Source organism: Micromonospora peucetia (assembly GCF_900091625.1).
GTDB lineage: Bacteria > Actinomycetota > Actinomycetes > Mycobacteriales > Micromonosporaceae > Micromonospora > Micromonospora peucetia.
In genome coordinates, this window is the sequence record NZ_FMIC01000002.1 from 3,164,651 (window position 1) to 3,187,075 (window position 22,425).

Here is a 22,425-nt window from a genome sequence, read left to right on the forward strand (position 1 = left end):
CGAGCACGCTGATCGCGCTTCAGGCCCGCGCGGTCCCGAGCGCGGTGATCGCGCTGTCCAGCCGCCGGGCGTACGCGTCGGTGATGGCGCCCTCACCGCGCCGAACCGCGACCTTCTCGCGGAGCTGGGTGATGCGCTCGCCCAGGTCTCCCGAGCGGGCGCGGGCCGCGTCGGTCAGGTTGCGCAGTTCGTTGCGGAAGTCGAGGCCCACGTCGGGACGGATGCCCCCGTCGTCGAGACCGGCGCCGATCAGCCCGTCGATCCGGTTGGCCGCCTCGATGAGGTCGCCACGCTCCGGAGGCGTGCGGGTGGGCGGGGGCGCGACCGGCGTCGCGGATGTCGGGGTTGGTGCGGCAGCCGGGGTCGGTGCGGTCTCGGCTGTCGCTGTGGGGGTGGCCGGCAGCTCGGACGGGCCCGGGGTGGGCAGCGACCGGGGCGGGCTCGTCTCCTCCTGGCGGATCGCGGGCACGGCCAGGGCCACCCCCACGATCAGCACCACCGGCACGATCAGCAACGGCCGTGGCAGCCGGCGCCGCCTGCGCTGCCGGGCGAGGCGGGCGCTACGTGACTCGGACCCACCGCTCGGTGCTGCCGTCCCGCCTGTGCCCGGTTCCGCCGTCCGGCCCGGTCCTCCTGTGCCCGGTCCTGCCGTCCCGCCCGGTCCTCCCGCGTCGGCGAACGCCAGCGCGGGGTTGGTCGTCGGCACAGGTCCGGTCGTCGGCACCGGGTCGGTCGCTGGCATCGGGTCGGTCGTCGGGGCGGGCAGCGTCGGGAGGGTGACCGTCGGCGCGAGCATGGTGGCGGCCTGCGGGTCGGCGGGGAGTAACTGGTCGCGCAGGACAGTGGCGACCTGCCGGGCGGTGGGCCGCTCCAGCGGGTCCCGTGCCAGGCAGCGCAGGCAGGTACGGGCCACCTCCGGCGGCAGCCCCGGCAGCTCGGTCAGCGGGGGCGGGCCGTCCCCGGCGAGAGCCTCGCCGAGCTGTTCCCAGGTGTCCGCCGGGTACGGCACCCGGCCGGTCAGCGCCTCGTAGAGCAGGACGCCGAGGGAGTAGACGTCGGTGGACGGCTGGGCGGGCGCCCCGTCGAGACGTTCCGGCGCCACGTACGCGGGCGTGCCGAACGTGCCCCCGTCCTCGTCGTCGTCCGGCGCTCCGATCCGGGTGGCGATGCCGAAGTCGAGCACCTTGACCCCCGCCCGGGTCATCATCACGTTGGCCGGGGTGATGTCCCGGTGCACGATGCCGAGCCGGTGCGCGGCGGCGAGCGCGTCCGCCACCTGGACGCCGACCTCGACCGCCTCGGTCCACGGCAGCGGCCCCTCGGTGAGCCGGACCTCCAACTCCTCGCCGGCCAGCAGTTCCATCACCACGAACGACGTGATCGACCCGTCGGGCGCGACCGTCTCGCCGTAGTCGTGCACCGAGGTGACGTGTGGGTGGACGAGCTGGGCGGCGGCGCGGGCCTCCTCGCGCACCATGTCGCGGAAGCGGGCGTCGGCGGCGAGCGACGGGGCGAGCACCTTCAGCGCCACGACCCGGTCGAGCACCTCGTCCCGGGCCCGCCAGATCACCGACATGCCACCGGCGCCGATCTGGTCGATGAGCCGGTACCGGCGGGCCAGCAACCGGCCGGGGTGCAGTGCTGCCTTCACGGGATCGCACCTACCTCGCTGTGGGAGCGCTATCAGGTTGCGCGAACACCCCGCCCCTGTCAACGCCCACCCCACCCACTCCCCGCCCCGCCCGCTTCCGGGCCCGCCCCGCTTCCGCTTCCGGTCCCCGCTTCCGGGCCCGCCCCGTTTCCGGGCCCGCCGATCATGAGGTTATCGCCCTGGATAGCGCTTTCCGGGGACAAAAACCTCATGATCGACGAGGTGGGGCGCGTGGGGTGGGCGGGGCGGGCGGGGCGGGGGCAGCGGGGCGGGGACCGGGGGTGGGGTCGGGTGGGGAGGTGAGTGGGGGAGGTGGTGGGGGTCGGGTGGGCGGGGTGGGGGGTGGGTGTTTGGGGCGTGCCAGGATGGGGTTCATGGCGGGAGGCGTGGTGGCGTTCGTGCTCGGGGGCGGCGGAGTCCTCGGCGCGGTCGAGGTGGGCATGCTGCGGGCTCTGTTCCGGGCTGGCATCCGGCCCGACGTCGTGCTCGGCACCTCGATCGGGGCGGTCAACGGCGCGCTGGTCGCCGCCGAGCCGTCCGAGGCGGTCACCGACCGGCTGGTCCGGCTCTGGGCCTCGCCCGAGGCGAGCGAGGTGTACGGCGACTCGGTGGCCCGCCAGTTGCGCCGGTTCGCCGCCCGCACCCATTTGCACTCGCCCCGCCCGTTGCGCAAGCTGCTGGAGGCCGAGCTGGGCGCGGAGACCACCTTCGCCGACCTCCAGGTGCCGTTCCGCTGCTGCGCGGCCAACATCGAGCGGGCCGCCGAGCACTGGTTCGACACCGGGCCGCTGGTGCCGGCCGTGCTCGCCTCCGCCTCGGTGCCGGGGCTGCTGCCGCCGGCCCGGATCGACGACCAGCACTACATCGACGGCGGGATCGTGAACTCCATCCCGATCGGCGAGGCGGTCGCCGTGGGCGCCACCCGGATCTTCGTACTCCAGGTGGGCCGGATCGAGCGGGAGCTGAGCCCGCCCCGGCGGCCCTGGGAGATCGCCCAGGTCGCGTTCGAGATCGCCCGGCGGCACCGGTTCGCCCGGGAGATGGCGGCCCTGCCCGACGGAGTGGAGGTGCACGTGCTGCCCACCGGCGGGCTGGAGCCGCGCGACGACACGCCATGGGCGTACCGGGACATGGCTGCGGTGGGGCGACGGATCAGCCGCGCCTACACGGCCTCCCGACGCTACCTGGCGACCCAGTTGGAGCACTGATGCCGCTGCCCCCACGGTGGGTGCGCCGGCTGTTCCTGGCCCCCGGCGTGGTGCTGTTGGCCTTCCTGGTGGTGACGACCCTGCCGGTCTGGGCGCTGTTCGCGGCGGCCGTCTCGCCGCTGGTCCCGGGCCGGCTGCGGCCGTTGCGCCTGCTCTGGATCGGCTGCGTCTACCTGGTCTGGGACGCGGTGGCGCTGCTCGCGCTCTTCCTGCTCTGGGTGGCCTCCGGCTTCGGCTGGCGGGTCCGGGCGCCCGCCTTCCAACGGGCGCACTACGTGCTCGCCGGCTGGTTCCTGAAGGTGCTCTTCTGGCAGGCCCGGTGGGCGCTGCACCTGAGCATCGACGTGGTGGGCACGGACCCCGACACGGCCCTGCCCGGCCGCCCCGAGCTGGTGCTCTGCCGACATGCCGGCCCGGGCGACTCGTTCATTCTGATCCACGCCCTGGTCAACTGGTTCAACCGGGAGCCGCGGATCGTGCTGAAGGACAGCCTCCAGTGGGATCCGGCGGTCGACGTGCTGCTCAACCGGCTGCCGAACCGCTTCCTCGCGCCTGGCCCGGACGGCCGGGGGTCGGTGACCGAGCAGATCGGGCACCTGGCCCGGGGCCTGGACGACGACGACGCTTTCGTGATCTTTCCGGAGGGCGGCAACTTCACACCCGGTCGCCGGCTGCGGGCCATCGACCGGCTGCGCGGCCTCGGCCTGGAACGGATGGCGCGGCGCGCGGAACGGATGCGGCATGTGCTCGCCCCGCAGCCGGGCGGGCTGCTCGCGGCGCTGGACGCCGCGCCGGACGCCGGGGTGATCTTCGTGGCGCACACCGGCCTGGACCGGATGCTCACCGTCGCCGACGTGTGGCGGGAACTGCCGATGGACAAGCGGATCGTCATGCGCTTCTGGTCGGTGCCGCCGGAGGAGGTGCCGACCGGTCGGCAGGAGCGGATCGACTGGCTTTTTGACTGGTGGGCGCGGATCGACGAGTGGATCGCGGCCAATCGGGACGGTGCCGCGTAGGGTGCGCTGGTGGACCAGATCTGCGTGGTGACGACGGTGGTGGACGCCCGCTCGGTCGCTGACGTGATGGCGGCCGCGGCCGTCGCCGGTCGGCTCGCGGCCTGCGCGCAGGTGGGCGGCCAGGTGGACAGCACCTACTGGTGGCGTTCCGGGGTGGAGACCAGCTCCGAATGGTCGGTGCAGTTCAAGACGGCACCGGACCGGGCCGCCGCGTTGGTGGAGCAGATCCGGGCCAGCCACCCGTACGAGGTGCCGGAGATCCTGGTGACCCGGGTGGACAGCGGCGACCCCGCCTACGCCACCTGGGTGCACGAGCAGACCCGGCCCTGAGTACCCGCACTCTGGCCAGGTGATCTTCCAACCACCATGATGGCCGGGTGCAGAACAGCGGCTACCCCTGTCCCGCCTGCGGCGCGCCGGCCGACCTCGGCTCCGGCTGCTCCGGTTGCGGCCGGCCACCGTATCCGGCCGCCGCCGAGGTTGTCCGGCTCGACCGGGAGATCGTCGCGCTCGGCGGTGAGGTCGAGCGGGCCCGCGCGGCGTACCAGGGGCTCGTCGGCCGGCTGGGTGCGGCCCGGCAGCGTCGGGCGACACTGGCCGCCGCGGTCCGGACGGAGTTCCCCGTGACGCGCCCGGCGGTTCCCACGGCTCCGGCACCCGTGCGTCCCGTGCCGACCGCGGCTCCGGCACCCGTGCGTCCCGTGCCGGCCGCGATGCCGGTGCCAGCCCGCCCGGTGCCGCCTGCGATGCCGGTGCCGGCCCGTCCCGCGCCGACCGCGACCCCGATGCCGGCATGGCCGGGCCGGGGGCCGGTCGCTCCGGTCCCCGCGCCGGCCGGTGCGGGCGTCGGTGGGGCGGAGACCTCCACCCGGACCGTGCAGGGCCTGCTCTTCGTCCTCGGTGGGTTGCTGCTCGGCACCGCCGCGGTGGTCTTCACGGCGGTCGCCTGGGCGGCGGTCGGGGTCGCCGGCCGGGCCCTGATCCTGCTCGCGTTCACCGCGCTCGCCCTGGCCGCGCCGCTGGTGGCGGTCCGGCGAGGGCTGCGCGGCACCGCGGAGACCTTCGCCGCCGTCGGGCTGCTGCTGGTGCTCCTCGACGGGTACGCCGCCTGGTCGGTGGGCCTGGCCGGTGTGGCGGACTGGCCGGCCACCAGGTACGCCGCGCTGGTCGGGGGGGCCAGCGCGGCGGTCGCCGCCGGGTACGCCCGGCTCAGCGGGTTGACCGTGCCGTGGTTCGCGGCCCTGGTGACCGCGCAGCCGGTGCTGCCCCTGCTCGCCGTTGACGCCCGGCCGGACGCCGCCGGCTGGGCGATGGTCTTCCTGGGCGTGGCACTGTTCGACCTGGGGGTGCTGGTCGCGCTGCGCCGCCAGGTCTGCTCGGTGGCTGGCGGCGTTGCCCCGGTCGGCCCGGCTGGCGCCGTGGCCCCGGTCGGTCCGGCAGCCGGTGCCGTCATGGGTGCCGGCCCGGTGGCCGGGGCTGTGACCGGGGGCGGCCGGGCAGCCGGTGCGATGGCCCCGGCCGGTGGGGGGACGAGCATGGTGCCCGCGCCGCCCGGCGAGCGTCCGGCGGTGCTCGCCGGGCGCGTCCTCGCCTGGGTCGGACACGCCGGCGCGCTGCTCGTGGCCGCGTGCTGCGCGGTGGTGCCGCTGACCGTCGGCCAGGCCGCCGGCATCCCGGTGCTGGCCGGGGTGCCGATGCTGCTGGTGGCGCTGACGCTGCTCGGCACTGCGCTGCTCACCGGCGGGGCGGTGTTCCGCGCGGTGGCCGCCGCGCTGGTGGTGCCGGCGCTGGCCGGAGCGGTGATCCGCCCGATCGCCGAGCTGGGGCTGTCGCCGCTGCTCACGGCGCTGGTCCTGGTGGCGCTGGCCGGCGCGGTGCGGCTGCTGCCCGCCGGATGGCGGACCGGCCCTCGGGCCGGCGCGCTGGCGGTGGTCGGTGGGACGGGCCAATTCGCCGTACTGCTGGCCGTCGCGCTTGCGGGAGCCACCGCGGGCCGGTCGCTGCCGCCGTGGCGGGGTGCCGCCGCCGGGCCCGACCTCGGCCAGGGATGGCAGCTTCCGGTGGTGATCGCGCTGACCGTGGCCGCCCTGGGACTCCTGCTGCCGAGGGCCGCCCGGCCGGCGCTGGCCGCGATCGGCGTGGCGGCCGTCGTGCTGGCGGTGCCCGCCAGCTGGCCGTCGCCCTGGCCTGCGGTGATGGCCCTGGACCTGGTGGCGGCCGTGGGCCTGCTGGCCGTCGCGGTGGGGCGGCCGGGCACCCGGTCCTGGACGGCCCTGACCGCGGCGGTGGCCGGGAGCGTCCTGCTCGGGCACGGCCTGCTCGTGGGGCTCGCCGCACCCGCCGGGGCGGGCGCGGCGCTCGCGGTGGTGCTGGTCGCCGGGGTCGCCGTGGCGGTGGTCGGCCGGCGCGGCACGGCCGTGCAGCGCGGGGTGGCCGGGGTGGCGCTGGCCGTCGTACCGCTCGCGGTGCCGGCCGGCGCGGTCGTCGCCCTCATCGCCGGTGCGCCGGCCTGGTGGCAGGCGCGGGCGGCCCTCGCCGCCGTCGCGCTACTGCCCGTCGGGCTGCTCGCGGTCCGCCGGCACTGGCCCGACCTGCGGGTGTACGCCTCCGTCGGGGTGGCCGTGGCGGTCGCGGCGGTCGGATTGGCGCCGGTGGTCGTACCGGCCGACGAACCGGTGACGCTCTACGCCGCCGTGACGGTCCTGCTGGCGACGCTGGGCGGTGCGGCGCGCTCCGACATCGCGCTGCGGGTGACCGGCGTCGGGCTGCTCGTGGTCTCGGTCGCCAGCGCCGTGCCGGTGGCGCTGACGGCGCTCGTCGCCCCGTACGGCGGAGTGTCGCCCTGGTCCGGTGCGCCCACGGTCGGGGCCGACCCGGGGGCGCTCCCGGTGGGCCTGGCGCTGGCCGTGCTGGCGGTGGCCGGGGTGCTGGCCGGCCTGCCGGACCGGGGCGTCGTGCGGACCGCCCCGGAGCAGCTCGGAGATGTCCCGCGTGATCCCGGAACCGGCGTCCCGGCGGTGGGTGCCGGCTGGTGGCGGCCCGCGCTGGTCGCGTTGCCGTTCGCCGCGACCGCGCTGCCCGTGCTGCTGGTGGCCGCCGGTGTGCCGTGGCCGGTGCTGCCGGTCACCACGCTGTTCGGCGGGGTGGCCGTGGTGCTGGTCGCCGCGCTGACCGCCCCGCGTCCGCTGCTTGCCCCGGTCGGGGTGCCGGTGGGGTTGGTGCTGGCGACGTCCGGGCTGCTCGGGCTGCTGGCCACCCGGGCGGGCACGATCGTCGGCCTCGGCGTGCTGGTGGTCGCGGCGACGGTGGTCGGCGTGGCCGCCCGCCGGGCCGACGCCCGCCTCGGTGGTGCCCTGGTCGCGGTGGCCGCCGCAACCGGCCTGGCGTTCGTCGCGCCGCTGGCCGGCGGGCTGCCGCTGCGGACGGCAGCGTTCAGCGTGCTCGCCGTCGCCGTGCTCACCCTGGCCGCCGCAGCGGTGCCCGGCGGCCCCCGGGCGCCCGCCGGGCCGCCTCCTGTCGGCGTGGCGACGCCTGTTCCGGTGGGCGCGACGCTGCCTCCGGTTGACGCGATGCCTGTTCCGGTGGGTGTGGCGTCGGCTGCTCCGGCCCGCCCGGGACGGGGCACGGCGGCGGCGCTGGACGCGGCAGCCCAGGCGGTGGCGCTGGTCGCGCTGCTGCTCGCGGTGGGCTCGCTCCGCCATGCCGCGGCGGTCTGCGTGCTGTGGGGCGCCGCCGTCGCGCTACGGGTGCTGCGCCGGGGCGAGCCGGCGGGCCGGCGGTGGGCCTTCGCGGGCATTGCCGGCGGCAGCGAACTGCTCGGCGGCTGGCTGTTGCTGGCCGCCGGGGACGTGGCGCTGCTGGAGGCGTACACGGTGCCGGTGGCGGCGTTGGCCCTCGTGACGGGCGTGGTGGCGCTGCGCACCCGGCCCGGGCTGACCAGTTGGCTGGCGCTCGGCCCGGGGCTCACGGCCGCGCTGCTGCCGAGCCTGGTGTCGGTGCTGGTGGCCCCGGACCCCCAGCCGTGGCGGCGGCTGCTGCTGGGTATCGCCGCGCTCGGCGCGGTGCTCGCCGGCGCGACCCGCCGCTGGCAGGCGCCGGTGCTGCTGGGCGGGGTGACCCTGGCGCTGCTCGCGCTGCACGAGCTGGTCCGTGGCTGGGACCTGCTGCCCCGGTGGGTCTTCCTGGCCGTCGGCGGGTTCGCGCTGATCGGGCTCGCCACCACCTACGAGCGGCGTCGCCGGGATCTGGCCCGGCTCCGGGCCGCCGTCGGCCGGATGGGCTGACCGGCGCTGCTCACGGGCGTCGGGGGTAGGGCTCGCCCTACCCCCGACCCGGGGGTGGGCAGGGTTACTCAGCGCAACCGTTCACCGGAGACTGAACGGCAGGGGCGCGCCGGCCGGCGCGGTTCCGGAATCGAGGAACGGGAGCCGCAATGGTGCTCGGAGCGGTGACGGACCCGCCGGTACGGCGGGGCAGTGACTACGCGCAGTTGTCCCGGCGGATCAGTGGGGCGGGCCTGCTGGAGCGACGCCCGGGCCGGTACGTCACCCGGATCGTGCTCACGCTGGGCGTCTTCGCGGCGGGCTGGGTCGCGGTCGGGCTGGTCGGCGACTCGTGGGCGCAGCTCCTGGTGGCCGTCTTCCTGGCCGTCGCCACCACCCAGGTCGCGTTCCTCGGCCACGACGCCGGCCACCGGCAGATGTTCCGGCGGCGCGGGCCGAGCGAGGCGATCGGCCTGCTCACCGGCAACCTGGCGGTGGGGCTCAGCTACGGCTGGTGGGTCGACAAGCACAACCGGCACCACGCCAACCCCAACCACGAGGACGAGGACCCCGACGTCGGGGCGGGCGCGCTGGTCTGGACGTACGAGCAGGCCGCCGCGACGCGCGGGCTCGGCCGCCGGCTGGCCCGCCGGCAGGCGTGGCTGTTCTTCCCGATGCTGCTGCTGGAGGGGATCGCCCTGCACGTGGCGAGCGTGCGGGCGATCGTGGAGCGGGACTCCGGCGGGTTCCGCACCCCGATGCGGCACCGCGGGGTCGAGGCGCTGCTGCTGGTGCTGCACGCCGTGGGCTACCTCGGCGCGTTGCTGCTGGTGATGTCGCCGGTGAAGGCGCTGCTCTTCGTCGCCGTCCACCAGGGACTGTGGGGCTTCTACATGGGCTGTTCCTTCGCCCCGAACCACAAGGGCATGCCGATGCCCACCGCCGCCGACGACGACCTGGACTTCCTGCGCAAGCAGGTGCTCACCTCCCGCAACGTGCGGGGCAGCCGGTTTGTCGACGTCGCCCTGGGCGGGCTCAACTACCAGATCGAGCACCACCTGTTCCCGAACATGCCCAGGGCCAACCTGCGCCGGGCCCGGCCGATCGTCCGCGCCTACTGCGCCGAGCAGGGCGTCCCGTACGCCGAGACGGGGCTGGTCGAGTCGTACCGCCAGGCGCTGGCGCACCTGCACGAGGTGGGCCGGCCGCTGCGCGACTGAGACGCGCGACGGGGGCGGCGCCGACCGGCGCCGCCCCCGTTTCCGCGTGCGGCAGGGCTCAGGAGCCCAAGGACTCGATCAGCTCCTGCGGGGCCTCCTGCGTGTCGCTCGCGGGCGGCTTCTGCACGGTGACCGGGGCGCCGAAGTCCGAGTAGGTGGTGATCATCGTGCCGAGCGACTCGTGCAGCACCTGGGTGTCGATGGCGAACTCGACGAGCCGTCCCTGGTCGTCGACCCTGGCGGTGAACGGGACGGCCTTGGCCTTGTCGCCGAGGGCCTGGATGGACTTGTCCTCGGCCTTCGTGCGGGTGTAGTCGAGGATGCCGGAGTAGCTGCCCGGGCCGGTCTTCTCGACGTCCACCACGCTCTGGGTCATCTGCTTCGCGCCGCCCGGGTCGCCATCAGGCATCAGGTTGAGCTGGCCGCTCTTGCCGAGCTTGGTGGCGTCCATGTGCATCCACTTCTTCGGCATGCCCTCCATCCCGGTGATCTTCAGGTAGGCGTCGTTGCCGAGCATCAGGATCCGGAAGGTGCCCTCGGCGCCCATCTTCATCGTCATGTCGCCGGTCTTGGTGGCCGGGTCCATCGCACCGCTGCCGTTGACAACCGACGACTTGAGCTGCATCTTCACGCTCTGCTGGCTCAGCTTCTGCGCGGCGGCGGTCAGCTCGGCGCGGGCGTCGGAGGAGGCGCTGCTGGCCGGCGCCGCGCCGGTGGTGCCACCGTTGCCGCCCGGAGCGTCCGTGTCCCTCTCCGCGGCGCACCCGGTGAGACCGAGGGCGAGCGCGGCGACGAGCGCGACCCCCGTGGTCGCCAGCCGTCGAGTGTTCATCGTGGAAGTCTCCTCACGCAGGGTGGGCCGGGGGCAACGCGGGGTCGCGGCCCCGGCCGGGCCACCGGTCAGCCTAACCCCGCCCGGCCACAGCCGCGCGTCTATGTCCTGGCGGCCCATGGGGCCGTCGCACGCCGCGCGGCTGTGGCGGGCTGGCGCGGGGCGCTGCCGGGTCGGCCACCCCTCCCGCCGCTGCTTCGGCGTCGTCGTGGCCCGTCCCGGTAGGGTCTCCCCATGGCAGACGTGCTCACCGCCGAGGCGGTGCGAGACGAGCTGGGTGGGCTGGCGGGATGGTCGGGAGACCCCGCCGGCATCACCCGCACCGTGGAGTTGGCCAGCTTCCCGGAGGCCGTCACGGTGGTCGACCGGGTCGCCGTGACGGCGGAGGAACTGGACCACCACCCCGACATCGACATCCGCTGGCGCACCCTGACCTTCCGCTGCGTCACGCACTCGGTGGGCGGGGTCACCCGGCGTGACGTCGAACTGGCCCGGCGGATTGACGAGATCGTGGGGAGCGTCCGATGAGATTCGAGATCAGCAAGGTGCTGGACGCCATCGAGGGCCGGGTCAACACCGACCCGTCGCTGGCCCGGGCCGTCGTCGACCTGGCGGAGGTGATCCGCTATCAGGACCTCGACGGCGGCCGGCCGGCCAGCCTGCTCCGCCTCGGCATGGTGATCGACGCCCTCGCCCGGGAGATGGAGGAGGACAGCGTCCCGGTCTACGCGGTCGTCCATCGAGCCCTGCTCTCCGACGCCGACCTCACCTCCAACGAGCGCATGGTGGTCCGGCGTTGGGCCGACGACGGGCTGGTCGAGGTGCTCGACAACCCGGGCGACCGGATGCTGGAGGTGGCGGACCTGCTCGGGCTGCCCGTGCTCACCCGGGTGCGGGCCGACGGCCTGCGCGGGCGCTACCCGTGGGTGGTCGAGCAGCCCGGTCGGGTGCTCGCCCCGGTGCCCGGCGCGGGCGGGCCGGCCTTCGTCGCCCATATCGGCGGCGGGCACACCCCGGTCGCCGGTGACCGGTCGCCGGCCGGCGTGAAGCTGCTCTCCCGGCAGTGGCGCTGCGCGGAGCCCGGTTGCGCGCTCTTCGGCGGGGGCGGGGGCGGCGGGGCCTTCGCCGACCTGTCCCGGGTGGTGGAGCGCAGCCCCGCCGTTCAGCCGCCGCCCACGCTGCGCGGCGGCGTGCCCACCTGTCCCCGGCACGGCACCCGGCTCGGCGACGCCGGTACGCGACCGCGCAGCGCCGTCCTCGCCGTCCGGGTGGGCGGGCTGGTCCGGCGCCGCTTCGTGCTCACCGAGGACCAGCCGGCGGTGGTGGGCCGCGCGCCCGACCAGACCGGCGGGATCACGCTCGGGCAGTGGCTCAACGACGAGGCGCGCCGCTGGATCAGCCGCAGCCATGTCCGGTTCGAGCTGCGGGTCGGCGAGGTGATCGTGACTGACGTGAGCACCAACGGGTCGGGCATCCGGCCGGGCGGGTCGATGGCGGAGGCCGACCGCGTCCCGCTGGCGCCGCAGCAGTCGCGGGTGCTGGCCGAGGGGGACATGCTGGAGCTCTACCCCGGGGTGCAGATCGGCCGGCCCGGCGAACTGCCCGCCGGCGCCTCCTACACGCCGACCTCGGTGATGGCCGAGGCCCCCACGATGGCGATGCGCCTGCCCCGCTGAACTGCCGGGAAGACGACGGCGGGCGCCGGGACCGTGGTCCCGACGCCCGCCTCTGTCGTACGGGGCTCAGCCGGCCAGCACGGCGGCGAGCTGGGCGACCGCGTGGTCGATCTCCTCTTCGGTGATCACCAGTGGTGGGGCGAGCCGGATGGTGGCGCCGTGGGTGTCCTTGGCGAGCACCCCGCGCTCGGCCAGCCGCTCGCACGCCTCCCGGCCGCTCATCAGCGTCGGGTCGATGTCGAGGCCGGCCCACAGGCCCCGGCCCCGCACCGCGACGAGGCCCCTGCCGACCAGCGACCGCAGACCGGCGTGCAGCCGGGCGCCCAGCTCGACCGAGCGGCGCTGGAACTCGCCGGTGGCCAGCAGCCGGACCACCTCGGTCGCGACGGCGCAGGCCAGCGGGTTGCCACCGAAGGTGGAGCCGTGCTGGCCGGGCCTGAGCACGCCGAGCACGTCGGTGTTCGCGGCCACTGCGGAGACCGGCACGATGCCGCCGCCGAGCGCCTTGCCCAGCAGGTACATGTCGGGCGTGACGCCCTCGTGGTCGCAGGCGAAGGTGTCCCCGGTCCGGCCCAGACCGGACTGGATCTCGTCGGCGATGAGGAGCACGTTCTGCTCCGTGCAGACCCGGCGTACGCCCGGCAGGTAGCCTTCCGGCGGCACGACGACGCCCTGCTCGCCCTGGATCGGCTCGATCAGGACCGCGACGGTGTTCTCGTCGATCGCGGCGGTCAGCGCGGCCAGGTCGCCGTAGGGGACGACCGTGAACCCCGGGGTGTACGGCCCGAAGTCGGCCCGCGCGTCCTCATCCGTGGAGAAGCTGACGATGGTGGTCGTCCGGCCGTGGAAGTTTCCCTCGGCCACCACGATGTTGGCCTGCCCCGGCGTGACGCCCTTGACCTGGTAGCCCCACTTGCGGGCGACCTTGATGCCGGTCTCCACCGCCTCGGCGCCGGTGTTCATCGGCAGCACGAGGTCCTTGCCGCACAGCTCGGCCAGCTCCCGGCAGAAGTCGGCGAACTGGTCGTGGTTGAACGCCCGGCTGGTGAGGGTCAGCCGGTCGAGTTGGGCGTGCGCTGCCGCGATCAGCGTCGGGTGCCGGTGGCCGAAGTTCAGTGCCGAGTAGCCGGCCAGGCAGTCGAGGTAGCGGCGGCCGTCCACGTCGGTCAGCCAGGAACCCTCGGCGGAGGAGATGACCACCGGCAGCGGGTGGTAGTTGTGCGCGGTCCACCGCTCCGCGTCGCGGATCGCCTCTGGCGTCCGCAGCATGTCGTCGATCACTTGCTCGCCTTTCCCTGACGGAGTCGCAACGTGCAGCACTTCGGCCCGCCGCCGGCCTTGCGCAGCTCGGACAGGTCGACACCGATCGTCTCGTAGCCCCGGTCGCGCAGCTTCGCGGCGAGGCCGGTGGCCTGCGCCGGCAGCACCACGTGCCGGCCGTCGCTGACCGCGTTCAGCCCGAAGACCTCGGCGTCGGCCAGGGTGGCGTGCACGGCGTCGGGGAAGAGCCGGCGCAGCACGGCCCGGCTGCCGGGCGAGAACGCCTCCGGCAGGTATGCCACCGTCCGCTCGTCGAGCACGGTGAGCGCGGTGTCCAGGTGGTAGAAGCGCGGGTCGACCAGCTGCATGGTGACCACCGGGTAGCCGAAGACCTCCTGGAGCTGCGCGTGCGAGGCGTGCGCGGTGCGGAAGCCGGTGCCGGCCAGCAGGAAGTCGCCGGCCAGCAGGATGTCGCCCTCGCCCTCGTTGACGTGCTTCGGGTCGTGCATCTCGAAGCCGGCGGCCTCGAACCAGGCGTGGTAGGCGGGGGCCTCGTCGGCGCGCTGTGGGTCGCGGAACTGCACGGCCATCGCCTTGCCGTCGATCACCGTGCCGCCGTTGGCGGCGAACACCATGTCGGGCAGACCGGGCACCGGAGCGATCTCCTCGACGGTGTGGCCCAGGTCCCGGTAGGTCTGGCGCAGCTGCTCCCACTGCCGGACGGCGCGGTCGGCGTCGACCGGCGCGGTCGGGTCCATCCACGGGTTGATCGCGTAGTCCACGGCGAAGTACGTCGGCCGGCACATCAGAAAGTGCTGGCTGGTGGCGTCCATCGTCATCTGTCCTGCTCCCAGGGTCGGGCGCGCCCCGGCCACCTTCGGCCCACGGAGCTGGCGCCGTTGCTCAACGCTATGCGGCCCGGGGTGGCGTTATCCACCGGTGAGGCTTGCGTGGAATGGCCGATCATTGCGTATGTGGGGCAGCCTAGGAGCGATTTGTTGCGTCGTGACGCCCCGGTGGCCAAGCTGCTCCACCGGAACGTCCGACGCGGGATTCACCCCGTTCGCTGCCGTCAGCCCTGTTCCACGCCGAGATGGACCTGCCGGTGCCGGGGCGTCTCGATCTCGTCCAGCAGCGCGACGGCGAAGTCGGCGTACGAGATCCGGCTCGCCGCGTCGGCCGCCGCCTGCCGGTAGCGGCCGGTGCCGGTGCCGGCGTGGTCGAAGTCACCGGCCGGGCTGAGCACCAGCCAGTCGAGTTCCGGCCCGGCGTGGCGCAGCATCTCCGCCCCGGCGGCGTGGCCCAGGTAGAAGGAGCGGTACTCCTGTGGGTAACCCGCCGTGTCCATCAGCAGGTCTCCGCCAGCGGTCGGCAGCACCGAGGCCAGCCCGACGACCAGCAGCCGGCCGACCCCGGCCGACGCCAGCCCGGTGGTCAGCGCCCGGGCGGCGGCGGGGAAGAAGACGTCCGGCGGCGCGGTCAGGTCGGCGGCGGCGTGGATCGCGGCGTCGTGCCCGACGGCCAGTACGCCGACGCGGTCGGCGTCGGTGACGTCTCCGCTGGTCACCCGCACGGCGTCGGTCGAGGCCAGATCGGGATGCCGAGCCGGGTCCCGGACGACCGCGGTGACCTGGTGGCCCCGGCCCTGTGCCTCCCGTACCGCCGCCCGACCGGCCCGCCCGCCGGCCCCGAAGACAATGATCCTGCCCATCGCCGTACCCCTCACGTTCGTCGTTCCGGCCAGTCGCCGGAATCGGGACGGACGCTATTCGGCACGGTGGTTACCAACCGGATACCAACTACTGTGGCGGGCATGGCCGCGCCGCTCGATCCGGAGATGTTCGACCCGGTCTGCCCGTCGGACCTGTCCCCGGTCCGGTTCGGCGACAAGTGGGCAGGCATGATCATCCGCTGCCTGGAGGCAGGTCCCCGGCGCTTCTCGGAGCTCCGTGTCCCGCTGCGCGGCATCACCGCGAAGGTGCTCACCCGGTCCCTGCGGACGTTGGAGCGGGACGGCCTGGTCGGGCGCACCGTCCAGGCCGGGCCGGTGCGGCGGGTCGAGTACGCGCTCACGCCGCTCGGGCGCGGCCTGCTCGGACCGATGGACGTGGCGTGCGAGTGGACCGGTCGGCACTGGGACGAGTTGCTCGACGCACGGGAGGGCGTGGTCCCGGTCTCCGCTGCGGACTGACCCGCCCTTCGGCCGCCGGTCCCGGCCGGCCGCCGACCGGGCGAGCGCCGTCTGATCGGCGACAGCCGTCCGGTCGGGTCACCGTCGCGCTTGCGTCGACCTGGGAAAACACCTCGGGGGCGGCGAATCGCCGCCCCCGAAGAGGGTTGCCCGGCTGGTGAACCACCAGGCTGGTCGGGCGTTGCCGGTGAACCACCGGCGTTGCCGGTACGTCGCCGGCGAGCCGATCAGTGCCCGCTAGAAGCGGTCCACAAACTGTGAGTCAAGCCACTCCCGGAACCGCTGCACCCAGTCGCCGTCGGTGGTCGGCCAGTCGAACTGGCCGGTCATCGCCAGCACGCCGAGCACCACCGCGCCGAGGCCCAGCATGATGCCGAGCAGCGCGTCGGTCTTGCCAGCGATGTGCCGGCGGCGGGTGGCCATCAGGCCGAGTACCGCGAGCACCGCGCCCGCCGCGCCGAGCCCGATGCCGTACCCGGTGAGGGCGCCGGTGAGCACGAAGAGCGCCCCGGCCACGCCGACGACCAGGCCGAGCGTGGCGAGCATGCTGGCCCGGGGCTTCGGGCCGACCGCCACCGGCGGCTCCTCGCGGTCGGGCACGCCGTCGCCGTCCCGGTCGACGGAGCGGTCCATGGCGCGGTCCCCAGCCACGGTGCGGTCTCCCGCCACCGTGCGGTTCCCGTCCACGACCCGGTCATGGTCCGCCCGCGCGACCCGCGCCGCCGCGTCCCGGTCCCCGTCGACCGTCCGCCCGTCGGGCGTCTGTTCGACGGTGGGGTCGTTGTCGGTGATCCGGGGGGCGCGCCGGGAGTCGTCGTCGGTCGGTCGGGACGTGGCGGCCCGCGCGACGGCCGCCCGCTCGGCCGCCCGCCGCTCGGCGGCACCGTTCCGCCCGTCCACGTGGGACGTGGCGCTGCTGCGGTAGGTCGTCTGCTCGGCGTCCCGGTCCGTCACCACCGGCCGGCCGGGCGTGCCGCTCCGGTCCGCGTCGGTCTGCGCCGTGCCGTCCCGGCCGGTGCCGGCCGGAACGTCGGGCCCGTCGAGGTTCTCGTCCGTCGGCGCCGGTTCCGACCGGCGCGACAGCAGAGGAATCTTGACCACAACACACCTCCTGATGAATGCGTGGTGGCCGATCAAAACGACGCCGCCCACGCGGTACACGTACCGGAATACCCACTCGGCCGTTCGCCGACACGGGGATGCGGGTGCGCTGATACGTTTCCGCCGTGGGTTTCTACGACTTCAACTGCGCGGTCACCGGGGTCAGCCTCAAGGGCGTGGACGCCGTCCTCGTCGGGCTGTGCGAGAGCGACGGTGGCCTGCGGCCGGTGACCCTCGGCGTTGCCGGCAGCTACAACCGGCTCGGCTCCGTCGACGGCATCGCGGAGGACCTGAGCACCGAGCTGGTCTTCCGTTGGTTCACCGACCGGGTCGCGGACGGCCGGTTCGTGCTCAACCCCGCGTACGCGAACGACTACGGCAACCCGCCGACCGACCTCGAAGCCCTGCTGAGCTACCTCGAACGCAACGTCAGCGACTCCTCGGAGGAGCGCCCCGCCGCGGCTCTCGACGGCCGGCGGGTCTTCTCCGCCCTCGTCGCCGCGCCGGTCTGGGCGGCGCTGGCCGGGGATGCGGCATCGGACGAGTCACCGGATGCCCTGTTCAAGCAGGTGTTCGAGGGGGTGCCGACGGCCACCGAGATGTACGGGGACCGGATCTCCGAGCTGTCCCGGCACATCCGCGAGCTGTACGCGGTCGACAGCCACCTCCGTGCGCGCGGGAGATCCTGGGCGCCTCAGCCCGATGACGATATCGGCGATCAGCACTACGGCCAGGAGATGCGCGGCTTCCTGGAGTCCGCACGACGCGACCTCGGCGGGAACCCGACCATCCGCGCGGCCCTCGACCGGTACGCCGCCGAGGTGGCCGACCTCCTGCACGAGTAGGCGGCAGGGTGGAACCGTGCAGCCGGCAGGCCGGAGCCGGACGCGCTGGCTATCCTTGGCACCCGTGCCAGAAGGACACACCATCCACCGTCTGGCGGCGCGGCACGCGGACCTCTTCGTCGGGGACAAGCTGCACGCCGCCAGCCCGCAGGGCCGTTTCGCCGAGGGCGCGGCCCGGCTCTCCGGCACCGTCCTGGAGGCCACCGAGGCGTACGGCAAGCACCTGCTGCACCACTACGCAGGCGAACTGACCCTGCACGTGCACCTGGGGCTCTACGGCAAGTTCACCGACGGCGACGGGGAGCCGCCGGAACCGGTCGGCCAGATCCGGCTGCGGCTGGCCAGCGACCGGCACTGGCTCGACCTGCGCGGCCCCACCGCCTGTGAGCTGCTCACCCCGCCCGAGGTGGCGGCACTGCGCGGCCGGCTCGGCCCCGACCCGCTGCGCGCCGGCGCCGACCCCGAGCGGGCGTACGCCCGGATCTCCCGCAGCCCCACGCCGCTGGCCGCGCTGCTGCTCGACCAGTCGGTGGTGGCCGGCACCGGGCTGATCTTCGTCACCGAGGCGCTGTTCCGGGCCGGGCTTTCGCCGACGCTCCCCGGCCGGCGGCTGACCCGCCCCGGCTGGGACGCGCTCTGGGCCGACCTGGTGACGCTGATGCGGCTCGCCGTCACCCGCGGCCGGATCGACACCGTCCGCGACGCGCACCTGCCCGAGACGATGGGCCGCGCCGCCCGCGTCGACCGGCACGGCGGCGAGGTGTACGTCTACCGCCGCCCCGGCGATCCCTGCCACGTCTGCGGCACGCCGGTCAGCCGGGGCGGGCTGGCCGGCCGCAATCTCTACTGGTGCCCCACCTGCCAACCGGCCTGACCGCTCCGCTCTCCACTCCATCCCGCCGGCACCGCTGTCGAGCTGCCCCATCTGCGCGGGCGGCTTCGGCGGGAGGCGGCTGGTGCTGGTCGGGCCGTCCGGCTGCTCCATCTGTGCGGGCAACTCGACAGCGCGCGTATGGCGGCGGTCGCACCATGGCCAGGGCCCGGCGTGCGGCTGGCTCTCACCCCGCGTCGAGCAGCCAGCGGACCACCTCGACCTGGTTGGGGAAGACCTGCCCCTCGCCGATGCTCCAGGCCAGGGTCTGCCCGATCGTCCAGCCGCGCACCCGCTCCCGGTCCAGCCCCAGCTCCGCGCTGAGCCGGTCCAGCCGGTGCCGGACGGCGTCGGGCGAGTGGCCCAGCTCCGCACCGCGCACCAGCGGCACCACCCCGAACTCCCGCTCGCCGGTCAACGGCTTCGGGTCGATCACCAGCCACGGTTCCCGGGTCGCCCGCAGCACGTTGCCGGCGTGCAGGTCCTGGTTGACCAGCACCTGCTCGCCCTGACTGCCGACCAGGTCGGCCAGCAGCCCCAGCGCCGCGTCGAGCAGCCGCCGCTCGTACGGCCGGCCGGCCCGATCCCAGTCCAGCGGCAGTTGCTCCACCCAGCCGGCGGTCTCCTCGGCGAGCGGGGTGAACGGCGCACCGGCCGGCCGCCACAGCCGGGGCAGCAGCCCGACCGCCACGTCCAGCGCCTCGTCGGCGGCCAGCGCGTGCAGCGGCGTACCGGGCACGCACCGCTCGACCAGCAGCGCCCGCCGGTCCGGGTCGTGCCCGAGCAGCTGGGCCGCCCCCACCCCGGCCCAGTGCTCCAGCGCGGTCGCCTCGTGGACGCTGTCAGGGTCCGGGTACTGGAGCTTCAACACCACCGGCGTGCCGTCGGGCAGCTCGGCCGGCAGGGCCAGCGATGCGAAGGCGTAGGCGAAGGGCTGCTCCACCCGCAGCGACCAGTGCGCGGCGCAGGCGGCCAGCCGGTCCGGCAGCGCCGCCAGCCACTCCCGTCCGGCCGGCGTGCCCCGCACCCAGCCCAGCCCGTCCGGAATCAGGAGTTCGGAGTCCATCCGGCCATCCTGGACCGGGACCGCCCGGCCCACACGACCGCCCCCGGCCCCAGCCGGTCACAACGGGACCCTCGGCCCACCCGAACCCCCGCTCACCGAACCCACCCCACCCCACCCACCCTCTGCTCGTCGATCTTGCACTTTGCGCCCTCGGATTGGGTGCTTCGCCCCTTAGGCCGGGGCACAAAGTGCAAGATCGCGGAGGGCAGGGGAGGGCAGGGCAGGGGAGGGCAGGGCAGGGGTGAGGGGGAGGGCAGGGGGAGGGGAGGGGTTAGCGGAGGCGGCGGATGTCGCCGTGGGCTCGGTAGAAGCCGCCCCGGCCGGACTCGCGGACCTGGGTGACCAGGTAGCGCGCGCCCGGCTCGCGGATGCCCTTGGGGAACTGCACCGACCAGTCCCGGTGGTAGCCGGGGGAGAGCACGTGCACCCGCAGCCGGCCGCCGTTCTCGACGCACTGCACGAGCACGCCGCCGTCGACGTCGCTGGTCACCTCGACCGTCGTCCACGCTGCCGGCTCCGGCATCCGGGACGGGGCCTTGACGTCGACCACCTCCGGCACGCTGCCGGCCTCGGCCGCCCGGATCGCCGGCTCGCTGGCGTCGATGCAGGCCAGGTGGCCGCTGGTGGTGACGACATAGAGCCGCTCGTCGTGGTACTGCATCGAGTAGGCCGAGCCGCAGCCGGTGCCGAGCTTCCACAGCCGGTTGCCGGCCGCATCGAAGCAGTAGATCGAGGACTGGCTGTCGCCGGCGAAGACGAACCGGCCGCCCTCGGCCGTGGCGCAGGAGAAGACCGGGGCGTCGCACCGGTAGCTGCGTTCGGTGCGGCCGTCCTTCGCGAGGCGTACGACCTCGCGGGTGCCGGTGCCGGCGAACACCGCGTCGGGCTCCTGCCAGCCGAACAGCACCGAGCCGGTGCGGGTGTGCCACAGCTCGCGGCCCGTCCGCCAGTCGTAGCCGGTCACACCCTGCGAGTGGCCGTGGTAGATCGCGTCACCGTCGCAGCGCACCATCCACGCCGACCGGCCCCGACCCTGCCGGCGCCAGAGGAACTCGTCCTCGTGGTCGACGGCGACGATGCCGCCGCCCGCGTCGGAGACGCCCAGCACGCCGTCGTGGATGTCCAGCCAGTAGATGTCGATCTCCGGCGCGATCTCGTACGCCGCCCGGGGCACCTTGCCGGACAGGTCGTAGACGTTGCCGTCGTCGCAGCCCGCGTAGACCCAGGCGTCGTCGGCGACGATGCACTTCACCCCGTCGGGCAGGCGGACCTGGTTGAGCACCCGGGCGTCGTGGCCGAGCGTGGTGATGACCCCGCGCTCGTTGCCGACCATGCAGCTCTGCCCGTCGACGAAGATGCCGAAGGCCGGGGCGCCGGAGTCGTAGCGCCAGAGCACCGGGGCGGTGCGGGCGGTGGATCGGGTGCTGACGATCTGCCGCCGGGAGACGGCGCGCTTCTGTCGCACCCCGGGGACGGCCGGGGCGTACCCCTTGCGGACCTTTTCGCCGATCTTCTTCGCCGCCGCCGCGCGGGCCTTGGTGTTGTCAGCGAAGGCCGTGGTCTTGACCTGGCCCTGGTCGCCGATCCGCCCGTAGCGGACGGTCAGCACGGCGTCGTCGACGACGGTCTCGTAGAACTTGTGCGCACCGTCCACTTCGGACAGTTCGAGATAGGTCGTCTCCTGCGACATGGGTGCCTCCGAGGGGGGTCAGCGACCGGCCCGACATGGCCGACGCGGCGACAGCGGGCACACGTTAACCGCCACCCCCGACAAGCCCAACCGGGGTGATCGGAAGGGCTCCTTCCGCTCCTCATGCGATGGGAAGGTGCCCTTCCTGACGGGCGGCCTAACGGGCGGCCAGGGCGTCGACGGCCTTGCGGGCGGCGATCAGCACCGGGTCCCAGACCGGGGCGTACGGCGGGGCGTAGCCCAGGTCCAGCCCCGTCATGTCGTCCACCGTCATGCCGTTCCACAGCGCCACGGCCAGGGTGTCGATCCGCTTCGCCGCCTCGGACCAGCCGACGATCTGCGCCCCGAGCAGCCGCCCGCTGGGCTTCTCCGCGATCAGCTTCACCGTCATCGGCCGGGCGCCCGGGTAGTAGCCGGCGCGGCTGGTCGACTCGGCGATCACCGAGACGAACTCGAACCCCGCCGCCGCGGCGTCCTTCTCGCGCAGCCCGGTGCGCCCGACCTCCAGCTCGCAGACCTTGGTGACGGCGGTGCCGATCACCCCGGCGAAGGTGGCGTACCCGCCACCGATGTTGATGCCGGCGACCCGGCCCTGCTTGTTGGCGTGGGTGCCCAGCGGCACGTGCACCGCCATCCCGGTGACCCGGTGCACGGTCTCCACGCAGTCACCGGCGGCCCAGACGTCCGGCACCCCCTGCACCCGCATCCGGCGGTCCACCCGGATTCCGCCGGTGGTGCCCAGCGGCAGGCCGGCGGCCTCCGCGAGCGCGGTGTTGGGGCGTACGCCCAGACCGAGGACGACCACGTCGGTGGGGATGGGCCCCTCGGCGGTGACCACCGCGGACACCCGGCCGTCGGTCTCCTCCAGGCCGGTCACCCCGAGGCCGGTACGGATGGTGATGCCGATGCCCCGCATCGCGTCCGTGACCAGTTCGGCCATATCCGGATCCACGGTGGCCATCGGCTGCTCGGCCTGCTCGACCAGGGTGACGGCGAGCCCGCGCTGGATCAGCGCCTCGGCCATCTCCACGCCGATGTAGCCGCCGCCGACCACCACCGCCCGGCGCGGCCGGGGCTCGGAATCCAGCCAGTCGCGCAGCGCGGCGCCGTCGTCGAGGGTCTGCATCCCGAAGACCCCGCCGGCGTCGGTGTCCGCCCAGTCCGGCTTCTTGGGCACCGCGCCGGTGGCGTACATCAGGGTGTCGAAGCGCTCGCGGACCTCGCCGCCGCCGTCGAGGTCGCGCGCGACGACCTCACGCCGGTCAAGGTCGATCGCGGTCACCTCGTGCCGCAGCCGTACGTCGATGTCGAACTTCTCCCGGAAGGTCTCCGGGTCACGGGCGATCAACTGGTCCCGCTCGGGCACCAGCCCGCTGATCCAGTATGGGATGCCGCACGCCGAGTACGACGTGAAGTGTCCCCGCTCGAAGGCGACGATCTCCAGGTCGCCGCGGTCGCGACGGCGCCGTGCCTGGGACGCCGCAGCCATCCCCGCGGCGTCCCCACCGATGACGATCAGCCGTTGCGTCACAGGCA

19 protein-coding genes are annotated in these 22,425 nt (G+C 74.5%); 10 read left to right on the forward strand and 9 right to left on the reverse strand.

Going from position 1 to position 22,425, the window contains the following annotated elements:
* Positions 1-19: 19 nt before the first annotated feature.
* A complete protein-coding gene (locus tag GA0070608_RS14900; protein ID WP_091628328.1) occupies positions 20-1,651 on the reverse strand; it encodes a serine/threonine-protein kinase in 1,632 nt (543 codons plus the stop codon).
* A 374-nt stretch (positions 1,652-2,025) separates the two neighbouring features.
* Here GA0070608_RS14900 and GA0070608_RS14905 point away from each other — a divergent pair, with 374 nt between their 5' ends.
* The 5 genes from GA0070608_RS14905 to GA0070608_RS14925 all read left to right on the forward strand — a co-directional run bounded on the left by GA0070608_RS14905 (position 2,026) and on the right by GA0070608_RS14925 (position 9,357).
* Positions 2,026-2,859, forward strand: a complete 834-nt coding sequence (locus tag GA0070608_RS14905) for a patatin-like phospholipase family protein (protein ID WP_091635120.1) — start codon at positions 2,026-2,028, stop codon at positions 2,857-2,859.
* Entirely contained in the window at positions 2,859-3,875 is a 1,017-nt protein-coding gene (locus GA0070608_RS14910) for a 1-acyl-sn-glycerol-3-phosphate acyltransferase (protein ID WP_091628330.1), read from the forward strand. Before GA0070608_RS14905 ends, GA0070608_RS14910 begins: the two co-directional genes overlap by 1 nt.
* A gap of 9 nt (positions 3,876-3,884) precedes the next feature.
* On the forward strand, positions 3,885-4,205 hold the full coding sequence (gene cutA, locus GA0070608_RS14915) for a divalent-cation tolerance protein CutA (protein ID WP_091628333.1): 321 nt from the start codon (positions 3,885-3,887) through the stop codon (positions 4,203-4,205).
* A gap of 47 nt (positions 4,206-4,252) precedes the next feature.
* Positions 4,253-8,158 carry an SCO7613 C-terminal domain-containing membrane protein gene (locus GA0070608_RS14920; RefSeq protein WP_091628336.1) on the forward strand — a complete coding sequence of 1,302 codons (3,906 nt, stop codon included), beginning with the start codon at positions 4,253-4,255 and terminating at the stop codon, positions 8,156-8,158.
* 149 nt (positions 8,159-8,307) lie between these two features.
* Positions 8,308-9,357, forward strand: coding sequence for a fatty acid desaturase family protein (locus GA0070608_RS14925; RefSeq protein ID WP_091628339.1), 1,050 nt, complete (start codon positions 8,308-8,310; stop codon positions 9,355-9,357).
* Between the two features lie 58 nt (positions 9,358-9,415).
* Here the strand turns inward: GA0070608_RS14925 and GA0070608_RS14930 are convergent, their stop codons facing one another.
* Positions 9,416-10,189, reverse strand: coding sequence for a hypothetical protein (locus tag GA0070608_RS14930; protein ID WP_091628341.1), 774 nt, complete (start codon positions 10,187-10,189; stop codon positions 9,416-9,418).
* A 234-nt stretch (positions 10,190-10,423) separates the two neighbouring features.
* On the opposite strand from GA0070608_RS14930, the gene GA0070608_RS14935 reads away from it, so the two are divergent.
* Entirely contained in the window at positions 10,424-10,717 is a 294-nt protein-coding gene (locus GA0070608_RS14935) for a 4a-hydroxytetrahydrobiopterin dehydratase (protein WP_091628344.1), read from the forward strand.
* Positions 10,714-11,865, forward strand: coding sequence for an FHA domain-containing protein (locus GA0070608_RS14940; RefSeq protein ID WP_091628347.1), 1,152 nt, complete (start codon positions 10,714-10,716; stop codon positions 11,863-11,865). The genes GA0070608_RS14935 and GA0070608_RS14940 overlap by 4 nt, the downstream gene beginning before the upstream one ends.
* A gap of 66 nt (positions 11,866-11,931) precedes the next feature.
* Here the strand turns inward: GA0070608_RS14940 and rocD are convergent, their stop codons facing one another.
* The 3 genes from rocD to GA0070608_RS14955 form a co-directional block, all read right to left on the reverse strand.
* Positions 11,932-13,146 carry an ornithine--oxo-acid transaminase gene (gene rocD, locus GA0070608_RS14945; RefSeq protein ID WP_176733727.1) on the reverse strand — a complete coding sequence of 405 codons (1,215 nt, stop codon included), beginning with the start codon at positions 13,144-13,146 and terminating at the stop codon, positions 11,932-11,934.
* Entirely contained in the window at positions 13,143-13,958 is an 816-nt protein-coding gene (ddaH, locus tag GA0070608_RS14950) for a dimethylargininase (protein WP_176733962.1), read from the reverse strand. Before ddaH ends, rocD begins: the two co-directional genes overlap by 4 nt.
* Positions 13,959-14,197: 239 nt before the next feature.
* A complete protein-coding gene (locus tag GA0070608_RS14955) occupies positions 14,198-14,836 on the reverse strand; it encodes an NAD(P)-dependent oxidoreductase (RefSeq protein WP_091628353.1) in 639 nt (212 codons plus the stop codon).
* Between the two features lie 102 nt (positions 14,837-14,938).
* Here GA0070608_RS14955 and GA0070608_RS14960 point away from each other — a divergent pair, with 102 nt between their 5' ends.
* Positions 14,939-15,316 carry a winged helix-turn-helix transcriptional regulator gene (locus GA0070608_RS14960; protein ID WP_091628356.1) on the forward strand — a complete coding sequence of 126 codons (378 nt, stop codon included), beginning with the start codon at positions 14,939-14,941 and terminating at the stop codon, positions 15,314-15,316.
* Between the two features lie 237 nt (positions 15,317-15,553).
* On the opposite strand, the gene GA0070608_RS14965 is transcribed toward GA0070608_RS14960, so the two are convergent.
* The gene (locus GA0070608_RS14965) at positions 15,554-16,417 is read right to left on the reverse strand and encodes a DMT family transporter (protein ID WP_245715792.1); all 864 of its coding nucleotides are present in this window, start codon (positions 16,415-16,417) and stop codon (positions 15,554-15,556) included.
* A 125-nt stretch (positions 16,418-16,542) separates the two neighbouring features.
* Here GA0070608_RS14965 and GA0070608_RS14970 point away from each other — a divergent pair, with 125 nt between their 5' ends.
* Positions 16,543-17,262, forward strand: a complete 720-nt coding sequence (locus GA0070608_RS14970) for a hypothetical protein (protein ID WP_091628358.1) — start codon at positions 16,543-16,545, stop codon at positions 17,260-17,262.
* A gap of 64 nt (positions 17,263-17,326) precedes the next feature.
* Positions 17,327-18,136: an Fpg/Nei family DNA glycosylase gene (locus GA0070608_RS14975; protein ID WP_091628360.1), complete on the forward strand. Its 810-nt coding sequence runs from the start codon at positions 17,327-17,329 to the stop codon at positions 18,134-18,136.
* Between the two features lie 184 nt (positions 18,137-18,320).
* Here the strand turns inward: GA0070608_RS14975 and GA0070608_RS14980 are convergent, their stop codons facing one another.
* From GA0070608_RS14980 to GA0070608_RS14990, 3 genes are all read right to left on the reverse strand, one after another.
* On the reverse strand, positions 18,321-19,199 hold the full coding sequence (locus tag GA0070608_RS14980; RefSeq protein ID WP_091628363.1) for an aminoglycoside phosphotransferase family protein: 879 nt from the start codon (positions 19,197-19,199) through the stop codon (positions 18,321-18,323).
* Between the two features lie 271 nt (positions 19,200-19,470).
* Entirely contained in the window at positions 19,471-20,889 is a 1,419-nt protein-coding gene (locus GA0070608_RS14985) for a WGR domain-containing protein (protein WP_091628365.1), read from the reverse strand.
* Between the two features lie 157 nt (positions 20,890-21,046).
* Entirely contained in the window at positions 21,047-22,420 is a 1,374-nt protein-coding gene (locus tag GA0070608_RS14990) for an FAD-dependent oxidoreductase (protein WP_091628368.1), read from the reverse strand.
* Positions 22,421-22,425 lie beyond the last annotated feature (5 nt).

Excerpts from the sequence above, each read along its gene's own strand:
- GA0070608_RS14905 (WP_091635120.1), top strand. The coding sequence starts at position 2,026 with ATGGCGGGAGGCGTGGTGGCGTTCGTGCTCGGGGGCGGCGGAGTCCTC.
- GA0070608_RS14910 (WP_091628330.1), top strand. The coding sequence starts at position 2,859 with ATGCCGCTGCCCCCACGGTGGGTGCGCCGGCTGTTCCTGGCCCCCGGC.
- GA0070608_RS14925 (WP_091628339.1), top strand. The coding sequence starts at position 8,308 with ATGGTGCTCGGAGCGGTGACGGACCCGCCGGTACGGCGGGGCAGTGAC.
- GA0070608_RS14930 (WP_091628341.1), bottom strand. The coding sequence starts at position 10,189 with ATGAACACTCGACGGCTGGCGACCACGGGGGTCGCGCTCGTCGCCGCG.
- GA0070608_RS14935 (WP_091628344.1), top strand. The coding sequence starts at position 10,424 with ATGGCAGACGTGCTCACCGCCGAGGCGGTGCGAGACGAGCTGGGTGGG.
- GA0070608_RS14940 (WP_091628347.1), top strand. The coding sequence starts at position 10,714 with ATGAGATTCGAGATCAGCAAGGTGCTGGACGCCATCGAGGGCCGGGTC.
- ddaH (WP_176733962.1), bottom strand. The coding sequence starts at position 13,958 with ATGGACGCCACCAGCCAGCACTTTCTGATGTGCCGGCCGACGTACTTC.
- GA0070608_RS14955 (WP_091628353.1), bottom strand. The coding sequence starts at position 14,836 with ATGGGCAGGATCATTGTCTTCGGGGCCGGCGGGCGGGCCGGTCGGGCG.
- GA0070608_RS14960 (WP_091628356.1), top strand. The coding sequence starts at position 14,939 with ATGGCCGCGCCGCTCGATCCGGAGATGTTCGACCCGGTCTGCCCGTCG.
- GA0070608_RS14980 (WP_091628363.1), bottom strand. The coding sequence starts at position 19,199 with ATGGACTCCGAACTCCTGATTCCGGACGGGCTGGGCTGGGTGCGGGGC.
- GA0070608_RS14985 (WP_091628365.1), bottom strand. The coding sequence starts at position 20,889 with ATGTCGCAGGAGACGACCTATCTCGAACTGTCCGAAGTGGACGGTGCG.